The 17,471-nt window shown below is 67.5% G+C and carries 15 protein-coding genes; 12 read left to right on the forward strand and 3 right to left on the reverse strand.

Translation table 11 applies throughout. The features are described from left to right. The first annotated feature begins 91 nt into the window (after positions 1-91). Positions 92-1,711, forward strand: coding sequence for a peptide chain release factor 3 (locus HPA01S_RS06680; protein WP_066268087.1), 1,620 nt, complete (start codon positions 92-94; stop codon positions 1,709-1,711). On the opposite strand, the gene purN is transcribed toward HPA01S_RS06680, so the two are convergent. Next, positions 1,712-2,308, reverse strand: a complete 597-nt coding sequence (purN, locus tag HPA01S_RS06685) for a phosphoribosylglycinamide formyltransferase (protein WP_066268090.1) — start codon at positions 2,306-2,308, stop codon at positions 1,712-1,714. A gap of 14 nt (positions 2,309-2,322) precedes the next feature. On the opposite strand from purN, the gene HPA01S_RS06690 reads away from it, so the two are divergent. The 4 genes from HPA01S_RS06690 to HPA01S_RS06705 all read left to right on the forward strand — a co-directional run bounded on the left by HPA01S_RS06690 (position 2,323) and on the right by HPA01S_RS06705 (position 6,923). Continuing rightward, positions 2,323-3,054 (forward strand): YceH family protein, encoded by a 732-nt coding sequence (locus HPA01S_RS06690; RefSeq protein ID WP_066268097.1) that lies wholly within the window; start codon positions 2,323-2,325, stop codon positions 3,052-3,054. 122 nt (positions 3,055-3,176) lie between these two features. Then, on the forward strand, positions 3,177-4,358 hold the full coding sequence (locus HPA01S_RS06695) for an acyl-CoA dehydrogenase family protein (RefSeq protein ID WP_066268101.1): 1,182 nt from the start codon (positions 3,177-3,179) through the stop codon (positions 4,356-4,358). A gap of 11 nt (positions 4,359-4,369) precedes the next feature. Further along, positions 4,370-5,485, forward strand: coding sequence for an acyl-CoA dehydrogenase family protein (locus tag HPA01S_RS06700; RefSeq protein ID WP_066268103.1), 1,116 nt, complete (start codon positions 4,370-4,372; stop codon positions 5,483-5,485). A 67-nt stretch (positions 5,486-5,552) separates the two neighbouring features. Next, entirely contained in the window at positions 5,553-6,923 is a 1,371-nt protein-coding gene (locus HPA01S_RS06705) for an alpha/beta fold hydrolase (protein ID WP_066268105.1), read from the forward strand. Positions 6,924-6,952: 29 nt separating this feature from the next. Here HPA01S_RS06705 and HPA01S_RS06710 read toward each other — a convergent pair whose 3' ends face one another. Beyond that, a complete protein-coding gene (locus tag HPA01S_RS06710) occupies positions 6,953-7,858 on the reverse strand; it encodes a LysR family transcriptional regulator (RefSeq protein ID WP_066268107.1) in 906 nt (301 codons plus the stop codon). Positions 7,859-7,910: 52 nt separating this feature from the next. Between HPA01S_RS06710 and HPA01S_RS06715 the strand changes: the two genes are divergently transcribed. From HPA01S_RS06715 to HPA01S_RS06725, 3 genes are read left to right on the forward strand one after another with little or no spacing between them, the layout of a single operon-like run. After that, positions 7,911-8,264: a hypothetical protein gene (locus HPA01S_RS06715; protein ID WP_066268109.1), complete on the forward strand. Its 354-nt coding sequence runs from the start codon at positions 7,911-7,913 to the stop codon at positions 8,262-8,264. Between the two features lie 9 nt (positions 8,265-8,273). After that, positions 8,274-9,284, forward strand: a complete 1,011-nt coding sequence (locus HPA01S_RS06720) for an alpha/beta hydrolase (protein ID WP_218005328.1) — start codon at positions 8,274-8,276, stop codon at positions 9,282-9,284. 44 nt (positions 9,285-9,328) lie between these two features. Then, the gene (locus HPA01S_RS06725) at positions 9,329-10,300 is read left to right on the forward strand and encodes a Bug family tripartite tricarboxylate transporter substrate binding protein (protein ID WP_066268111.1); all 972 of its coding nucleotides are present in this window, start codon (positions 9,329-9,331) and stop codon (positions 10,298-10,300) included. Positions 10,301-10,331: 31 nt separating this feature from the next. Here the strand turns inward: HPA01S_RS06725 and HPA01S_RS06730 are convergent, their stop codons facing one another. After that, entirely contained in the window at positions 10,332-10,889 is a 558-nt protein-coding gene (locus HPA01S_RS06730; RefSeq protein ID WP_066268113.1) for an HNH endonuclease, read from the reverse strand. Between the two features lie 204 nt (positions 10,890-11,093). Here HPA01S_RS06730 and HPA01S_RS06735 point away from each other — a divergent pair, with 204 nt between their 5' ends. From HPA01S_RS06735 to HPA01S_RS06750, 4 genes are all read left to right on the forward strand, one after another. Next, the gene (locus HPA01S_RS06735) at positions 11,094-12,158 is read left to right on the forward strand and encodes a bifunctional riboflavin kinase/FAD synthetase (protein WP_066268115.1); all 1,065 of its coding nucleotides are present in this window, start codon (positions 11,094-11,096) and stop codon (positions 12,156-12,158) included. 120 nt (positions 12,159-12,278) lie between these two features. Beyond that, on the forward strand, positions 12,279-15,125 hold the full coding sequence (gene ileS / locus HPA01S_RS06740) for an isoleucine--tRNA ligase (protein WP_066268117.1): 2,847 nt from the start codon (positions 12,279-12,281) through the stop codon (positions 15,123-15,125). Next, on the forward strand, positions 15,125-15,649 hold the full coding sequence (gene lspA, locus HPA01S_RS06745) for a signal peptidase II (protein ID WP_066268119.1): 525 nt from the start codon (positions 15,125-15,127) through the stop codon (positions 15,647-15,649). The genes ileS and lspA overlap by 1 nt, the downstream gene beginning before the upstream one ends. A gap of 143 nt (positions 15,650-15,792) precedes the next feature. Then, positions 15,793-17,457: a Na/Pi cotransporter family protein gene (locus HPA01S_RS06750; RefSeq protein ID WP_066268123.1), complete on the forward strand. Its 1,665-nt coding sequence runs from the start codon at positions 15,793-15,795 to the stop codon at positions 17,455-17,457. Positions 17,458-17,471 lie beyond the last annotated feature (14 nt).

Raw genomic sequence — 17,471 nt, forward strand, 5'->3', positions numbered from 1 at the left:
CGGATCCTCGACATCCCTGGACCGGGGCACGCCCTCCGGCCACGGACGGGGTCGTGCAACGCGTTTCTCGCGCCAGAGATAATCGCGGGCTATGTCCGATCTTTCCCAACAGGTGCGCCGCCGCCGCACTTTCGCCATCATTTCCCACCCCGACGCCGGCAAGACCACGCTGACCGAGAAGCTGTTGCTGTTCTCCGGCGCGATCAACATCGCCGGCAGCGTGAAGGCCCGCAAGGCCGCGCGCCACGCCACCAGCGACTGGATGGAAATCGAAAAGCAGCGCGGCATCTCGGTCGCCTCGTCGGTGATGCAGATGGAATACCGCGACTGCGTGATCAACCTGCTCGACACCCCGGGCCACCAGGACTTCTCCGAAGACACCTACCGCGTGCTGACGGCAGTGGATGCGGCGTTGATGGTGATCGACGCCGGCAATGGCGTGGAGCCGCAGACGCGCCGCCTGCTGCAGGTCTGCCGTGCGCGCAACACACCCATCCTCACCTTCGTCAACAAGCTCGACCGCGAAGTGCAGGCACCGCTGGACCTGATGGACGAGATCGAGCGAGAACTCGGCATGACGGTGGTGCCCTTCACCTGGCCGGTGGGCATGGGCAAAACCTTCCGCGGCGTGTTCGACCGCCGCACCGACCAGATGCGCGTGTTCGCCGCCGGCGAAGAACGCCGGGGTGGCAATGAAGACGTGCTGGCCGGCCTGAACAACCCCGAGAGCATCAAACGCTTCGGCGCCGAATTCGAACAGGCGCGCGACGAGCTCGAGCTGGTGGACGGCGCCTCGCCTGCGTTCGATGAAGCGGAGTTTCTGGCAGGGCGGCAAACGCCGATGCTGTTCGGCTCGGCGGTGAACAATTTCGGCGTGCGCGAAGTGCTCGACGCCCTGGTCGACCTGGCGCCACCGCCCGGCGAGCGGCCCGCACTCCAGCGCACGGTCAAGCCGGAGGAGCCCAAATTCAGTGGCGTGGTCTTCAAGATCCAGGCCAACATGGACCCGGCGCACCGCGACCGCATTGCCTTCGTGCGCCTGGCCAGCGGCCATTTCGTGCGTGGCATGAAGCTCAAGGTCGTGCGCTCCGGCAAGGACCTGCGGCCCAACACCGTGGTGAGCTTCCTGTCGCAGCGCCGCGAGCTGCTCGACGAGGCCTTTGCCGGCGACATCATCGGCATTCCCAACCACGGCGTGCTTCAGTTGGGCGACACGCTCACCGAAGGCGAGAGCCTGCAGTTCACCGGCCTGCCCTTCTTCGCGCCGGAAATCATCCGCAGCGTGGAAGTGGCCGATCCGCTGCGCAGCAAACAGCTGCGCGCCGGCCTGACCCAGCTCGGCGAAGAAGGCGCGATCCAGGTGTTCCGCCCCGTGGCCGGCTCGGTGCTGCTGCTCGGTGCCGTGGGCCAGCTGCAGTTCGAGGTGGTGGCGCACCGGCTGGAGCACGAGTACGGCGTGAAGGCCCGCATCATGAACAGCCCCTACCAGGTGGCGCGCTGGGTCACCTGTGCACCCGAGGACGGCGGCGAGAACGAGCTCAAGCGTTTCATCGACGCCAACAGCCACCGCGTGGCACTCGACGCAGTGGACGCGCCCACGCTGCTGGTGGACCACTCGGCCACGCTGCGCGCGGTGGAGGCCAACTGGCCGAAGATCAAGTTCCACGCCATGCGCGAACACGCTGGCCTGGTGTTCGCCAGGGGCGTTTGATCAGCCGGCTGCTTGCAGCAGCCGCTCCACGGCCAGCGGATACATCAGATGCTCCTGCGTGAGCACCCGCTCGGCCAGGGTGTCGGGCGTGTCGCCCGGCAGCACCGGCACCACGGCCTGCGCCAGGATCTCGCCGTGGTCCAGCTCGCTGGTCACGCGGTGCACGGTGGCACCGGCAAAGCGACAACCCATCTCGATGGCGCGCTGGTGCGTCTTCAACCCCGTGAAGGCGGGCAGCAGGCTGGGGTGGATGTTGACCAGCCTCCCCTCGTAGTGCCGCACGAAGCCCGGCGTGAGAATGCGCATGAAGCCGGCCAGCACCACCAGGGCAGGCTGGTGGCGGTCGATTTCGGCCACCAGGGCGGCGTCGAACGCCTCGCGGTCGGCGTATGCGGTGTGGTCCAGCGCGGCGGTGGTGATGCCCTGGTCTTTCGCCCAGGCCAGGCCCGGCGCCGCAGCCTTGTTGCTGATCACGGCCGCCACGCGCGCGCCAAAACGTGCCTGCCAACGCTGCGCCCTGCCCCTCTCCACGATGGCGGCCATGTTGGAGCCGCCGCCGGAGATCAGAATCACAATGTTTTTGTTCACGCCTGACATGGCCCGGAAGTGTAATGACCCCAGACCTGCAATCCCCCGCCCCCAGCCGCCCGCGCGGCCACGATTTTCAGCAGCGCCCGCTCTCGCCCGCCGAGGCGCGTGTGCTCGGCACGCTGATGGAGAAGGCGCGCACCGTGCCCGACAGCTACCCGCTCACGCTCAATGCGCTGGTGACCGGCTGCAACCAGAAATCCAGCCGCGAGCCGGTGATGAACCTGGCCGATGCCGCGGTGCTGGAAGCGCTGGACAACCTGCGCAGCCTGCACATGGTGCTGGAAGGCAGCGGCAGCCGCGTCACGCGCTACGAACACAACTTCACACGCGCCGTGGGCGTGCCCGACCAGTCGGCAGCGCTGCTGGGCATGCTGATGCTGCGCGGCCCGCAGACCGCCGGTGAGCTGCGCCTGAACACCGAGCGCTGGCACAAGTTTCTCGACATCGCCTCGGTCGACGCTTTCCTGGAGGAGCTGCAGGACCGCTCGGACGACAAGGGCGGCCCACTGGTGGTGAAGCTGCCGCGTGCACCCGGCGCGCGCGAGCAGCGCTGGGCCCACCTGCTGTGCGGCCCGGTGGACACCGCGGCGCTGGCCGCCGCCCCCTCCACCCAGGGCAGCGCAGCCACCGAAGACGAGCTGATCCACCTCACGCGCCGCGTGGCCACGCTGGAACAGACCGTCGCCACGCTGCAGGACCAGCTGCAACACCTGCACGAACAGCTCGGCTTGTCGCAGCCCGGACAGTCCTGAAACGAACGGTCGTGCGAAACTGATCGGCTTGAAAGAGCCAACGAATCCGGCGGGTTCGTTGGCACCTTCATTGTTCAATCAGCCGGCACACACCCGCGGTGGCGGCCACCAGGAGACATTCCATGGATTTGGCATTCACGCCCGAAGAGCAGGCGTTTCGCGATGAAGTCCGCGCCTGGGTCAAGGCCAACCTGCCGGCCGAGATCGCCCACAAGGTCCACAACGCGCTGCGCCTGACGCGCGACGACATGCAACGCTGGGCCAAGATCCTGGGCAAAAAGGGCTGGCTCGGCTGGGGTTGGCCGAAAGAGTTCGGCGGCCCGGGCTGGACCGCCGTGCAGAAGCACCTGTTCGAAGAAGAATGCGCCCTCGCCGGCGCGCCGCGCGTTGTGCCGTTCGGCCCGGTGATGGTGGCGCCGGTCATCATGGCCTTCGGCAACAAGGAACAGCAGCAGCGTTTTCTGCCCGGCATTGCCAGCGGTGAGGTCTGGTGGAGCCAGGGCTACAGCGAACCGGGCTCGGGCTCGGACCTGGCCTCGGTCAAGACCCGCGCCGAGCGCAAGGGCGACAAGTACATCGTCAACGGCCAGAAGACCTGGACCACGCTCGGCCAGTACGGCGAGTGGATCTTCTGCCTGGTGCGCACCAGCAACGAAGGCAAGCCGCAGACCGGCATCTCCTTCCTGCTGATCGACATGGCCTCGCCCGGTGTCTCGGTGCGGCCGATCAAGCTGCTCGACGGTGAGAGCGAAGTCAACGAAGTCTGGTTCGACAACGTCGAGGTGCCGGCCGAGAACCTCATCGGCGAAGAGAACAAGGGCTGGACCTACGCCAAGCACCTGCTCAGCCACGAGCGCACCAACATCGCCGATGTGAACCGCGCCAAGCGCGAGCTGGAACGCCTGAAGCGCATCGCCAAGACCGAAGGCGTCTGGGACGACCCACGTTTCCGCGACCAGATCGCGCTGCTGGAGGTGGACGTGGTGGCACTGGAGATGCTGGTGCTGCGCGTGCTCTCGGCCGAGAAATCGGGCAAGAACTCGCTCGACATCGCCGGCCTGCTCAAAATCAAGGGCAGCGAAATCCAGCAGCGGTACGCCGAGCTGATGATGCTGGCGGCAGGCCCCTACAGCCTGCCCTTCATCGAAGAAGCCATGGAAGCCGGCTGGCAGGGAGACTTCCCCGGCGGCGTCACGGCCAACGCGCCGCTCGCCTCCACCTACTTCAACCTGCGCAAGACCACCATCTACGGTGGCAGCAACGAAGTGCAGCGCAACATCGTTGCCCAAACCGTGCTCGGATAAGGAGACAAGACATGGACTTCGATTTCAGCGACGACCAGGAACAACTGCGCGACGCCGTGCGCAAATGGGTCGACAAGGGTTACAGCTTCGAGCGCCGCACCGGCATCGTGGCCGCTGGCGGCTTTGACCGCGCCGCCTATGGCGAACTGGCCGAACTCGGCCTGGCCGGCCTCTACGTGAGCGAAGACGACGGTGGCCTGGGCATGGGCCCCATCGAAGGCATGGTGGTGATGGAAGAGCTGGGCCGCGGCATCGTGCTGGAGCCCCTCGCCCAGACCCTGATCGCCTCCGGCGTGCTCGGCGGTTACGCCCCGGCCGAACTCAAGGCGGCCTGGCTGCCGCGCATCGCCTCGGGCGAGGCGCTGGTGGTGCTGGCGCACCAGGAGCGCAAGGCCCGTTACCGGCTCGACGTCTGCGCCGCCACCGCCAGCCAGGCCGGCAGCGGCTGGACCGTATCCGGCACCAAGAGCGTGGTGGCCGCGGCCGACCAGGCCGACGCCTTCATCGTGCCGGCCACGGTGTCGGGCCAGCTGGCCCTGTTCCTGGTGGAACGCAGCGCCAGCGGCGTGCGCACCACCGGGTACCACACGCAGGACGGCGCCCGCGGCGGTGAACTCACGCTGAAGGACGCGCCCGCCCAGCTCATCACAAAGGACGGCCTGACCGCGCTGGAGCATGGTGTGGACATCGGCATCGCCGCAGTGTGTGCCGAAGCCGTGGGCGTGATGGACAAGACCCTGGCCATCACGGTCGAGTACATGAACACGCGCAAGCAGTTCGGTGTCGCCATCGCCAGCTTCCAGGCGCTGCGCCACCGCGTGGCGGACATGAAGATGCAACTGGAACTGGCGCGCTCCATGAGCTACTACGCCAGCCTCAAGCTCAACGCCCCGGCGGCCGAGCGCCGCGCCGCCATGGCGCGCGCCAAGGTGCAGCTGGGCAGTTCCATGCGCTTCGTCGGCCAGCAGGCGGTGCAGCTGCACGGTGGCATCGGCGTGACCGACGAGTACATCGTGAGCCACTACTTCAAGAAGCTCACGCAACTGGAGATGAGCTACGGCGACTCGCTGCACCAGCTGGGCGAAGTGTCCAGCCGCATGCAGGACACGGCCGGCGTCTTCGCCTGACCCATCAAGCGGCCCGCACCACGCGGGCCGCCTTGTTTTTGATCCCCTTGCAACAGGAAACCTGCCCATGACCACCCGCCGATCCATCTTTGCCGCAGCGGGCAGCCTGTTGCTGGCCGCCTGCGCCGGCATGCCCCAGGGCGCCGCACCGCCACCCATCGTGTTCGTGCATGGCAATGGCGATTCGGCCTCCATCTGGCAAAGCACGCTGTGGCGTTTTGAATCCAACGGCTGGCCACGCGAGCGCCTGCACGCCATCGACCTGCCCTACCCGCTGGGGCGCGACGACGATGGCAAGGCGCAGCCGGGCCGAAGCTCCAGCGCCGAACACATGGCCTTCCTCAAGGCCGAGGTCGAGAAGGTCATGCAGGCCACGGGGGCGCCCAAGGTGGTGCTGGTGGCCAACTCACGCGGCGGCTACGCGGTGCGCAACTACATCCAGAACGGCGGCGGCGACAAGACCGTGAGCCACGCCTTGCTGGGTGGCACGCCCAACCACGGCGTCTGGGCCATCAAGGGCTTCCGTGAGGCCAACGAATTTGCCGGCACCGGCCCCTTCCTGAGCGCCCTGAACGCCCCCAAGAACGCCGCTGGTGACGAGGTGACCGGGCCCGTGAAATGGATGACCCTGCGCTCCGACAACAACGACAAGTTCGCGCAACCCGATGGCGTGTGGATCGGCGCCCGGGGCACACCCACCCAGGTCGGCTTCGACGGACCCGCACTCAAGGGCGCGCACAACGTCGTGCTGCCGCGCGTGGACCACCGCGAAACTTCGTTCGCGCCCGCCGCGTTCGACGCCATGCACCGCTTCATCACCGGGCAGGCACCACGAGCATCCGGGATCACGCCGCAAACGCCCGCCGTGCTCAACGGCAAGATCACCGGGCTCGGCCTCTCGTCCACAGACCCGGCCTCCGGCAACTACTCGAACAACCTGCCCGTGCCCGGCGCGCAGCTCGCGGTGTATGCCATCGACCCCGCCACCGGCGAACGCCGGGGCGCGGCAGTGCACAACAAGACCGTGGGCGCCGATGGCCTCTGGGGCCCCTTTGCCGCGCAGGCCGGGGCCTACGAGTTCGTCATCATGGCGCCGGGTTACGCCACCACCCACATCTACCGCAGCGCCTTCCCGCGCGGCAGCAATCTGATCCACCTGCGCGCCGAGCGCCTGGCCACGGCCGACAAGGACGCCAAGTCCGTGGTCACCTTCACCCGGCCTCGCGGCTACTTCGACGCCGCGCGCGACACGATGTCGTTCGACGGCAAGGCCCTGCCCGGCGTGCCACCGGCAGGGGCGGGCGTGGCGAGCTCAAAAATCCAGCTGGCCGAGAGCGGGATGCGCAGCATCACCGCCGAATTCAACGGCGAGAAGATCACCGGCCGCACCTGGCCCGCCGCGGAAAACCACCTGGTGATTCTGGAACTGACGTACTGACGTACTGACGCGGCTGGCGCGCCGCCCGCTCAGGCGTAACGCGCCAGCTGTTCCTGCAGCATGCCCCAGAGTTCCGCGGCGGGCCGGCTCAGCGTCGCGTCGCGCCGCCGGATCAGGCCGATCCGGCGCACGACGTCGGGTGAATGCAGCGGCCGCGTCAGCAGATCCACGGCAGCGCCCGAATGCAAGGCCAGGCGGGGCAACACGCCAATGCCGACGCCGCCGCGCAGCAACCCCAACATGGAAGACAGGTGCTCCACCTCATCGAACCAGGGTGACGCAATGCCCTCTGCAGCCAGGGCTTCGTCGATCTGCTGCCGGTTGGCGCTGGTGGAGCGAAGGGCCACCACACGCCACGGCTGCAGGTCCTTCCACGCCACGCGCTTGCGCCGTTGCAACGGGTGACCGGCCCGGAACGCGATCACATAGGGGTCATCAACACAGTGCTCGGCATGCAGCTCGGCGGTCGGGTGCCCGAGCACACCGATGCCGAACTCGGCCTCGCGCGAAAGCACGGCCTGCGTCACGCGCTGGCCCGTGTCGTCCCGCAGGTGCAGGCGCACTTGGGGATAGCGCCGGCGGAAGGCGTCGAGCACCGGCGGCAACACCGCATAGGCCACCGTGGTGAGGCAGGCCACGTCAATGCGGCCGGATTCACCGCGTGCACAACGCCCGGCCTCGGCCACAGCGTCGTCGAGCTGATCGAGCAACAGCGCCGTCTTGCGCACCAGCTCGAGCCCGAGCGGGCTCAGCGAGACCCGGCGCGTGGTCCGCTCCACCAGTGCACCGCCCACGGCGGCCTCGAGTTGCGCAATGCGCCGGCTGAAAGCCGACTGCGTGATGTGCACGCCTTCGGCCGCGCGCACAAAACTGCCGGTGCGGTGCAGCGCCGCCAGCGCACGCAGGTCGTCCACCCGGTAATTCGTGATCGCCATGCATTAATTTCTGAAAATTGAGCAATATACAGAAAGTAACTCCACCGGAAGAATGCGCACCCAGTCCCTGTCCTGGTTTGCGCCCATGCCCGTCATCAAAGTTTTTACCGCCGATCCCGTGTCCGCCTCCCTGGCCGAAGCCATGGGGCACGACATGGAGCAACTCTGCCTTGGCCTGCTGCGTGCACACCCCTCGGCGATTCAAATTGCCTTCCTGCCCGCCGTCATGGCACGCGGCGCGCCCGCCTTGCTGGAAATGCACTACCGCGCCCAACCCTTTCGTGATGCCACCGCGCTGGCTGGTTTCATGGATGGCGCCGAGCGCTCGCTGCAGGAACACCTGGGTCAGGTGCCACGCATCCGCTGCTTTGCCGTGGATGCCGTGGGCCTTTCCGCGCGCAACTGAGCCATGTCCATGAACAACCACCCCGGCACCACCAACGCTCAAGCCGCCCCGATGTGCCTGCGAGAAATCCGCAGCTTCTTTGTGGGGGGCGCCATCCGCAGCCTGCATGGACTGCCCGTCGAGCAGCGGCGCTTCGCCCAGAACGGGCCGGCGCGCGACGTCGATCCCAACGGCGACCACGTGTGCGGGCAGATGTACGTGCAGGCCTATCTGCAGGCGAATCCCACGCGGCGCGTGCCGCTGCTGCTGTGGCATGGCGGTGGCATGACCGGCGCCAACTGGGAAACGACACCCGATGGCAGGCCCGGCTGGCTCTCGTTTTTCCTTCGGGCGGGTTTCGACGTGTACGTGAGCGACGCGGTCGAACGGGGGCGTGCAAGCTGGGCTCGCTGGCCCGATATCTACACCGAGCCCCCACTGCACCGCAGCCTGAACGAGGGCTGGGACATGTTCCGCGTCGGACCTCGTGAAGGCTATGCGAGCTCCGCCAGCGAGCGGCGCGCACATGCGGGCCAGCAGTTTCCGGTCGAAGCCTTCGACAGCTTTGCCGCGCAGTGGGTGCCGCGCTGGGCCGACCACGAAGCGATGACGCTGGCGGCCTACGACGCGCTGCTGCAGCAGGTGGGCCCCTGCATCGTGCTGGGCCACAGCCAGGGCGGCGGGTTCGCGCTCGAGGCGGTTCGCCGCCGGCCTCGGCAGGTGGCCGCAGTCATCGCGGTGGAGCCCTCCGGCGCGCCACAGACGCCGCACTCCCAGGACATGACCCCACTGCCCCCGCACCTGTACGTGTGGGGCGATCACATCGCGGAGCACCCCATCTGGCAGCGCTACCGCGCCAACGTGGATGCACACGCGGTCGCGCTCAAGGCGGCCGGCACACGCGCGGACGTGTGTGACCTGCCCGGCGAAGGCCTCCGTGGCAATTCCCACTTTCCGATGACGGACCGCAATTCGGATCTCGTCGCGGCGCGTGTGCTGCACTGGCTCGACGCCATCGCGCCACCCACCACCCAGAGCTGATTTCCCTTTTCAACGCCCGCCGTTCCTTCAGGAGACACCAACACATGACACGACGCAGATTCCTTCAAGCCACCGCCTGTGTGGCCGCCGCCCTGAGCACGGCACCGGCCTGGGCACAGGATCCCCGCTGGCCCACGCGCCCGCTGCGCATCATCGTGCCGTTTGGCGCTGGCAGCGGCAACGACATCGTCGCGCGCCTGGTCGGGGAGCATCTCACGCGCGCACTGGGCCAGCCGGTGGTGATCGACAACCGCGCGGGTGGCAACGGCACCATCGGTGCCGACACCGCGGCCCGCTCGGCGCCCGACGGCTACACGCTGTTCGTGACGACGAACACCACGCAGGCCGCCGCCCCGAGCCTCATGAAGAAGATCAACTACGACCCGATCAAGGACTTCGCGCCGATCGGCCGCATCGCCAACACTCCTGCCCTGTTGCTGGTCAACCCTTCGCTGCCGGTCAAGACACTGGCGGATCTGATCGCGCTGGCCAAGTCCCGCCCCGGCAAGCTCACCTACGCATCCGGCAGCGCCGGCACGCTGGTGCCCGGGGCCATGCTGACCAGCATGGCCGGCATCGACATGCTGCATATTCCCTACAAGTCCATTCCGCTCGGGCTCAATGACGTGATCTCGGGGCAGGTCGACATGATGTTCACCGACATGGCCACCGGCACGAACCAGGTCAAGGGCGGCAAGCTGCGGGCCCTGGGCGTGAGCAGCACGGCACCGGTGCCCGCGTTGCCCGATGTGCCGCCAATCGCGCAGACGCTCAAGGGTTTCGAGCTGCTCGCCTGGTACGCCATGTACGCGCCTGCCGGCACGCCAGCCCCGGTGATCGAACGCCTCAACCGCGAGCTGCGCGCTTTCGTCGGCAACCCGGCCACGCAGGAGCGGCTGATGGTGCTGGGCTTGCAACCCATGACCAGCACGCCTCAGGAACTGGCCGATTTCGGTCGCAGCGAACTCGCCAAATGGGCCCAGCTGATCCAGCAGGCGGGTATCCAGCCCGAGTAAGGCACGTGGCGGCGTTCAAGCCGCCATCACCTCAGGCGTGCAGCCGCGAGTTCTTGGGCAGGTGGGACATCAGGAACTCCATCTGGTCCGCCAGGATGCGGCGGTTGCGCAGGATGAAGTCTTCCCACAGGCTGGGCACGTAGGGCGTGTACAGCAAGCCCATGTGGGCCTGCTCGGGCGTGCGGTTGCCCTTGCGGTGGTTGCACGACTTGCAGGCCGTCACCACGTTCATCCAGGTGTCGCGCCCGTTCTGGCCCAGCGGCACGATGTGTTCGCGGGTGCACACCTCGTCGTGGCAGGCCTCGCCGCAGTAGGCGCACACATTGCGGTCGCGCGCGAACAGCTTGCTGTTCGTCAGCGTCGGGCGCAGGTCGAAGGGGTTGATGCGCGGCACCCCCTGGGTGCCGATGATGGAGTTGACCGTGATGATGGACTGGCGCCCGGTCATCGCGTTGTGCCCGCCATGGAACACCGCGATCTCGGCCCCCATCTCCCAGCGCACTTCATCCGCCGCGTAGTGCAGGACGGCTTCTTCGAGGCTGATCCACGACTGTGGCAGCCCCTGGGCAGAGAGCTTCAAGACCTTCAAGACGGGCTCCTTCCAATGAACATGCCAACGGGGAGGGGCGGCCATGGCCAGGCCGCCCTGCGCGCGCGGGCCGGGCCAGCGGGCGCATATCATCGTGTGCCAATATAGCGCGCTTTGATGAAGCGGCTGTGGCAATGGGCTGGAAGCGCCCGCTTTCGGCCCCATCTGCCCCACGAACCCCGCCACCGACCACCCTCCTCCGGCATGAAAATCTTTCGCGGCCTGCGCTCCCACACCCCCGGCTCGGCGGGCTGCGCACTGACCATCGGCAACTTCGACGGTGTGCACCGGGGCCACCAGGCCATGCTGGCGCTGCTCAACAACGAAGCCCAGCACCGCGGCGTGCCCAGCTGCGTGATGACCTTCGAGCCGCACCCGCGCGACTATTTCGCCGCGCTGCACCAGAAACCCGAGCTGGCGCCGGCCCGCATCGCCACCCTGCGCGACAAGCTGCAGGAGCTGGAGCGCTGCGGCGTCGACGAATGCGTGGTGCTGCCCTTCAACGCCCAGCTGGCCTCGCAACTGCCGCAGGCCTTCATCGAAGACACGCTGGTGCGGGCCTTCGGCGCTCGCTACGTGCTGGTCGGCGACGATTTCCGCTTTGGCGCGAAGCGCGCCGGCGACTACGCCATGCTCGACGCCGCCGGCAACCGCCTGGGTTTTGATGTGGCGCGCATGCAGAGCTACGAGGTGCACGGCCTGCGTGTCTCCAGCTCCGCCGTGCGCGAGGCACTGGGTGCCGGGCGCATGGACGACGTGGCGGCCCTGCTCGGCCGGCCCTACAGCATCAGCGGCCACGTGGTGCACGGGCGCAAGCTCGGCCGCCAGCTGGCCGAGAGCGCGCCGGGGCGCAACGACGGTTTCCGCACCCTCAACCTGCGCTTCTCGCACTGGAAGCCGGCGGCCAGCGGCATTTTCGCGGTGCACGTGCACGGCCTCGGGCCGCACGCCGATTCGCCGCCGCTGCCGGGTGTGGCCAACCTCGGCGTTCGGCCGTCGCTCGACCCCGCCGACGTCAACGGCGGGCGGGTGCTGCTGGAGACCCATTGCCTGGAATGGCCGGCCGACATGGCCGCCAGCCTGCCCGGTGCAGAGGCCTACGGTAAAATCGTGCGCGTGGAACTTCTGCATAAACTGCACGACGAGCTGAAATACGACAGCCTCGACGCCCTCACCCAGGGCATCGCACGGGACTGCGACGACGCACGCGCGTTCTTCGCCTCGCTGCACACCCAGACCCATCGGCAGACCACGCGCGACCGAATTTAGACGACCCGTCTGCCCGGTCGCCGCCCTTCGACAGGCTCAGGGCGAACGGTTTCTGTCCCCAGTCCCCCTCACTCCCCCGTTCGGGCTGAGCTTGTCGAAGCCACCACGGAATTCCTTGCCATGTCCGATTCCCCCACCGATTACCGCAGCACCCTCAACCTGCCCGACACGCCTTTCCCCATGCGCGGCGACCTGCCCAAGCGCGAGCCGGGCTGGGTCAAGGCCTGGGAAGACCAGGGCCTGTACCAGCGCCTGCGGGTGGCACGCGCTGGCGCGCCGCTGTTCGTGCTGCACGACGGCCCGCCCTATGCCAACGGCCAGATCCACATGGGCCACGCGGTCAACAAGATCCTCAAGGACATGATCGTCAAGTCGCGCCAGCTCAACGGCATGAACGCGATCTATATCCCGGGCTGGGACTGCCATGGCCTGCCGATCGAAAACGCGATCGAGAAGAAACACGGGCGCAACCTCAGCCGCGACGAGATGCAGGCCAAGAGCCGCGCCTTCGCCAACGAGCAGATCGCCATCCAGATGGCGGGTTTCAAGCGCATCGGCGTGCTGGGCGACTGGGAGCACCCGTACAAGACGATGAACTTCGCCAACGAGGCCGGGGAACTGCGCGTGCTCAAGCGCGTGATGGAACGTGGTTTCGTCTACCGCGGCCTCAAGCCCGTGTACTGGTGCTTCGACTGCGGCTCCTCGCTGGCCGAGTTCGAGATCGAATACGCCGACAAGAAGAGCGACACGCTGGACGTGGCCTTCGAGGCCAACGACGGCGCCGCCCTCGCCAAGGCCTTCGGCCTGGCCGCCCTGCCCGAAGGCAAGAGCGCTTTCGCCGTGATCTGGACCACCACCGCCTGGACCATCCCGGCCAACCAGGCGCTCAACGCCCATCCGGAACTGAGCTACGCGCTGGTCGATACGCCGCGTGGCGTGCTGCTGCTCGCCGAAACGCTGGTCAACAAGAGCCTGGAGCGTTTCCAGCTCGAAGGCAGCGTGATCGCCACCGCCAAGGGTGAGGCCCTGCGCGACCAGGTCTTCCGCCATCCGCTGTACGACGTGGACGCCGGCTACCGCCGCCTCTCGCCGCTGTACCTGGCCGACTACGTGAGCGACAGCGACGGCACCGGCCTCGTGCACTCGGCACCCGCCTACGGTGTGGACGACTTCAACTCCTGCGTGTCGCATGGCCTGCAGGTCGACGACATCCTCAACCCGGTGCAGGGCAACGGCGCCTACGCGGCGGATTTCCCGCTGTTCGGGGGCCAGCACATCTGGAAGGCCGTGCCGGCCATCCTGGAAGCGCTGAAGAACGCCGGCCGCCTGATGGCCACACAGCCCATCACCCACAGCTACCCGCACTGCTGGCGCCACAAGACGCCGGTGATCTACCGCGCCGCCGCGCAGTGGTTCATCCGCATGGACGAGGGCGAGGGCGTGTTCACCAAGGACAAGGCACCACAGACCCTGCGCCAGACCGCGCTGGCCGCCATCGAACAGACCAGCTTCTACCCGGAAAACGGCAAGGCGCGCCTGCACGACATGATCGCCGGCCGGCCCGACTGGTGCATCAGCCGCCAGCGCAGCTGGGGCGTGCCACTGCCGTTTTTCCTGCACAAGGACAGCGGCGAACTGCATCCGGACACCATGGCCATCATCGACCGAGCCATCGGCGTCATCGAACAGGGCGGCATCGAAGCCTGGAGCCGTGTCACGGCCGAAGAGATCCTCGGTGCGGCCGACGCAGCGAACTACAGCAAGAGCACCGACATCCTGGAGGTCTGGTTCGACTCGGGCTCGACCTTCTCGCACGTGCTGCGCGGCACGCACCCGGAAGCGCACCACGAGACCGGCCCCGAAGCCGACCTGTACCTCGAAGGCCACGACCAGCACCGCGGCTGGTTCCACTCATCTCTGCTGCTCTGCGCCGCGGTGGAAGGCCATGCGCCTTACCGCGGCCTGCTGACCCATGGCATGACCATCGACAGCCAGGGCCGCAAGATGAGCAAGTCCATGGGCAACGGCATCGAGCCCGACGAGGTGAGCAAAAAACTCGGCGCCGAGATCATCCGCCTGTGGGTCGCCTCCAGCGACTACTCGGGCGACATCGCTGGCGACGAAAAGATCCTCGCCCGTGTGGTCGATGCCTACCGCCGCATCCGCAACACCCTGCGTTTCCTGCTCGCCAACATCAGCGACTTCGACCCGGCCACCGATGCCGTGCCGCACGACCAGCTGCTGGAGATCGACCGCTACGCACTCGCCCGCGCATCGCAGTTCCAGGCCGAGGTGCTGGCGCACTACGAGGTGTACGAGTTCCACCCGGTGGTGTCCAAGCTGCAGGTGTATTGCTCGGAAGACCTGGGCGCGTTCTACCTCGACGTGCTCAAGGACCGCCTGTACACCACCGCGCCCAAGAGCCTGGCGCGGCGCAGCGCGCAGACCGCACTGCACCAGATCACCCAAGCCATGCTGCGCTGGATGGCGCCCTTCCTCAGCTTCACCGCCGAAGAAGCGTGGCCGGTGCTGGCCGGTGCGCAGAACCAGGGCTCGATCTTCTTCGAGACCTATGCCGACCTGCCGCAGGCCAACGAAGGCCTGCTGGCCAAGTGGACCCGCATCTGCGAGATCCGCAACCTGGTGAACAAGGAAATCGAAACCCTGCGCGCCGCCGGCCAGGTGGGCGCTTCGCTGCAGGCCAACGTGCGCCTGACCGCACCGGCCGACGACCATGCCTTGCTGGCCTCGCTCGGTGACGACCTGCGCTTCGCGCTGATCGTCTCGGCGGTCGAGCTGCAGCTGGGCGACGCTTTGGCGGTGCAGGTGGTGCCGTCCAGCGCCACCAAGTGCGAGCGCTGCTGGCACTACCGCACCGACGTGGGCAGCGACCCCGCCCACCCCACGATCTGCGGCCGCTGCACCAGCAACCTGTTCGGCGCGGGCGAAACCCGCCAGGTGGTCTGATGGCCGGCGCCGCAGGCACGCCGGGCCGCGGCCCGGCCAGCATCGCCCCCTGGCTCGGCCTGGCGGCGCTGCTGCTGGTGGCCGACCAGGTGACCAAGCAGTTGATCCTGGCCTATTACCAGCTCGGCGACAGCACCCCCATCACCGGCTTCTTCAACATCGTGCGCGCCCACAACACCGGCGCGGCGTTCTCCTTCCTCGCCGGTGCGGGCGGCTGGCAGCGCTGGTTCTTCACCATCGTGGGCCTGGGCGCGGCGGGCTTCATCGTCTGGATGCTGCGCAGCCACCCGGGCCAGAAGCTGTTCTCCTTTGCGCTGGCCTGCATCCTGGGCGGCGCGCTGGGCAACGTGGTCGACCGCCTGTGGCACGGCTACGTGGTCGACTTCCTCGATTTCCACTGGACCTTCCTGTCGGGCATGTTCCCGGCAGGCCACTTTCCGGCCTTCAACCTCGCCGACACCGCCATCAGCATCGGCGCGATCTGCCTGATCCTGGACGAGATCCGGCGCGTGCGGCGCAAGTGAACAACACCCCCGCGCCGCCTTCGGCGTCACCCCCTCCAGGGGGCAACGCGAGTGCACCGGCAAAGCCGGATGCACCGCGTTCCTGACCGGGCACAGCGTTCGCGGCGCGGGGCCATCCCGTGCGGCGTATAGTCCCGAGGTCAATGAAACATTTGTTGGACCTTCTGGCTGCCATCGCCCTGCTGGTGTGGGGCACTCACCTGGTGCGCAAAGGGATGTTGCGCGTGTTCGGCAGCAACCTGCGCCAGATCCTCGCCTCGAGCATGGGCAACCGCTTCACGGCCGCGCTGTCGGGCCTGGGCGTCACGGCCCTGGTGCAATCGAGCACCGCCACCGCCCTCATCACCGCCTCCTTCGTCGGCCAGGGCCTGATCGCCCTGCCCTCGGCCCTGGCCGTGATGCTCGGCGCCGACGTCGGCACCGCCATGATGGCGGTGCTGTTCTCCTTTGACCTTTCCTGGCTGTCGCCGCTGTTCATCTTCCTCGGCGTGACGCTGTTCATCTCGCGCCAGGGCAGCTCGGTCGGCGACATCGGCCGCGTGCTGATCGGCCTGGGGTTGCTGCTGCTGGCCTTGCGGCTCATCTCCGCCTCCACCGCGGTGCTGACGCAGAACCCGGCGGTGCAGCTGATGCTGGCCTCGCTCACCAGCGACCTGCTGCTGGAGATCCTGCTCGGCGCCGCGCTCGCGGTGCTGGCCTACTCCAGCCTGGCCGTCGTGCTGCTCGTGTCCTCGCTGGCGCTGCAGGTGGTGGGCCTGGACGTGGCCCTGGGCCTGGTGCTCGGTGCCAACCTGGGCAGCGGCCTGCTGGCCGTCATCACCACCGCCAAGGCCGGGGTCACCACCCGCCAGGTGCCGCTGGGCAACCTGCTGTTCAAGGTGCTGGGCGTGCTGATCGCGATCTGGCTGATTCCGTTCTGGGTGCACTTCATGGAACCGCTGGTGCAGGACCCGGCCACCCTCACCGTGCTGTTCCACCTGAGCTTCAACCTGATGGTGGGCGTGCTGTTCATCGGCCTCACCCAGCCCGTGGCCCGCATGGTGAACCGCCTGCTGCCGCTGCAGGACGGCAACAGCGCGCTCGACCGCCCCAACCACCTCGACCTCTCGGCCATCGCCACGCCTTCGCTGGCGATTTCCTGCGCGGCCCGCGAAGCCATGCACCAGGCCGACGTGGTCGAGACCATGTTGCGCGGCGTGGTCACGGTGATCCGCACCAACGACCTCAAGCTCTCGCAAGACCTGCGCAAGCTCGACGACACGGTGGACAGCCTGTACTCGGCGATCAAGTACTACCTCACCAAGATCTCGCGCGAGCAGCTCAGCGAGGCCGAAGGCCAGCGCTGGACCGACATCATCAGCTTCACCATCAACATGGAGCAGATCGGCGACACGGTCGAGCGCGTGCTGCTCGACATCGAAGACAAAAAGATCCGCAAGGGGCGCGAATTCTCCGAGGCCGGCATGGCCGAAATCAACGAACTGCACGCCCACCTGGTCGACAACATGCGCCTGGGCATGAGCGTGTTCCTCAACGGCAACGTGCGCGACGCGCAGCGCCTGCTGGAGGAAAAAGTGCGCTTCCGCGACATGGAGCGCGAATACGCCGCCACCCACCTGGACCGGCTCACCGGCATGACGCCGCAGAGCATCGACACCAGCGCGCTGCACCTGGACCTGATCAACGACCTGAAGCGCATCAACTCGCAAATCTGCTCGATCGCCTATCCCATTCTCGACGGCGCCGGCGTGCTCGCACCCAGCCGCCTGCGCGAACACGTCCCTCCCACACACGCCAGCCGACTGTGAGCCCGCGGCATACC

The sequence above is a fragment of the Hydrogenophaga palleronii NBRC 102513 genome (genome assembly GCF_001571225.1).
In the GTDB taxonomy this organism is placed as follows: domain Bacteria; phylum Pseudomonadota; class Gammaproteobacteria; order Burkholderiales; family Burkholderiaceae_C; genus Hydrogenophaga; species Hydrogenophaga palleronii.

Excerpts from the sequence above, each read along its gene's own strand:
- HPA01S_RS06725 (WP_066268111.1), top strand. The coding sequence starts at position 9,329 with ATGACACGACGCAGATTCCTTCAAGCCACCGCCTGTGTGGCCGCCGCC.
- HPA01S_RS06710 (WP_066268107.1), bottom strand. The coding sequence starts at position 7,858 with ATGGCGATCACGAATTACCGGGTGGACGACCTGCGTGCGCTGGCGGCG.
- HPA01S_RS06680 (WP_066268087.1), top strand. The coding sequence starts at position 92 with ATGTCCGATCTTTCCCAACAGGTGCGCCGCCGCCGCACTTTCGCCATC.
- lspA (WP_066268119.1), top strand. The coding sequence starts at position 15,125 with ATGGCCGGCGCCGCAGGCACGCCGGGCCGCGGCCCGGCCAGCATCGCC.
- HPA01S_RS06750 (WP_066268123.1), top strand. The coding sequence starts at position 15,793 with ATGAAACATTTGTTGGACCTTCTGGCTGCCATCGCCCTGCTGGTGTGG.
- HPA01S_RS06735 (WP_066268115.1), top strand. The coding sequence starts at position 11,094 with ATGAAAATCTTTCGCGGCCTGCGCTCCCACACCCCCGGCTCGGCGGGC.
- HPA01S_RS06700 (WP_066268103.1), top strand. The coding sequence starts at position 4,370 with ATGGACTTCGATTTCAGCGACGACCAGGAACAACTGCGCGACGCCGTG.
- HPA01S_RS06705 (WP_066268105.1), top strand. The coding sequence starts at position 5,553 with ATGACCACCCGCCGATCCATCTTTGCCGCAGCGGGCAGCCTGTTGCTG.
- HPA01S_RS06720 (WP_218005328.1), top strand. The coding sequence starts at position 8,274 with ATGAACAACCACCCCGGCACCACCAACGCTCAAGCCGCCCCGATGTGC.
- HPA01S_RS06715 (WP_066268109.1), top strand. The coding sequence starts at position 7,911 with ATGCGCACCCAGTCCCTGTCCTGGTTTGCGCCCATGCCCGTCATCAAA.
- HPA01S_RS06695 (WP_066268101.1), top strand. The coding sequence starts at position 3,177 with ATGGATTTGGCATTCACGCCCGAAGAGCAGGCGTTTCGCGATGAAGTC.
- HPA01S_RS06690 (WP_066268097.1), top strand. The coding sequence starts at position 2,323 with ATGACCCCAGACCTGCAATCCCCCGCCCCCAGCCGCCCGCGCGGCCAC.
- ileS (WP_066268117.1), top strand. The coding sequence starts at position 12,279 with ATGTCCGATTCCCCCACCGATTACCGCAGCACCCTCAACCTGCCCGAC.
- purN (WP_066268090.1), bottom strand. The coding sequence starts at position 2,308 with ATGTCAGGCGTGAACAAAAACATTGTGATTCTGATCTCCGGCGGCGGC.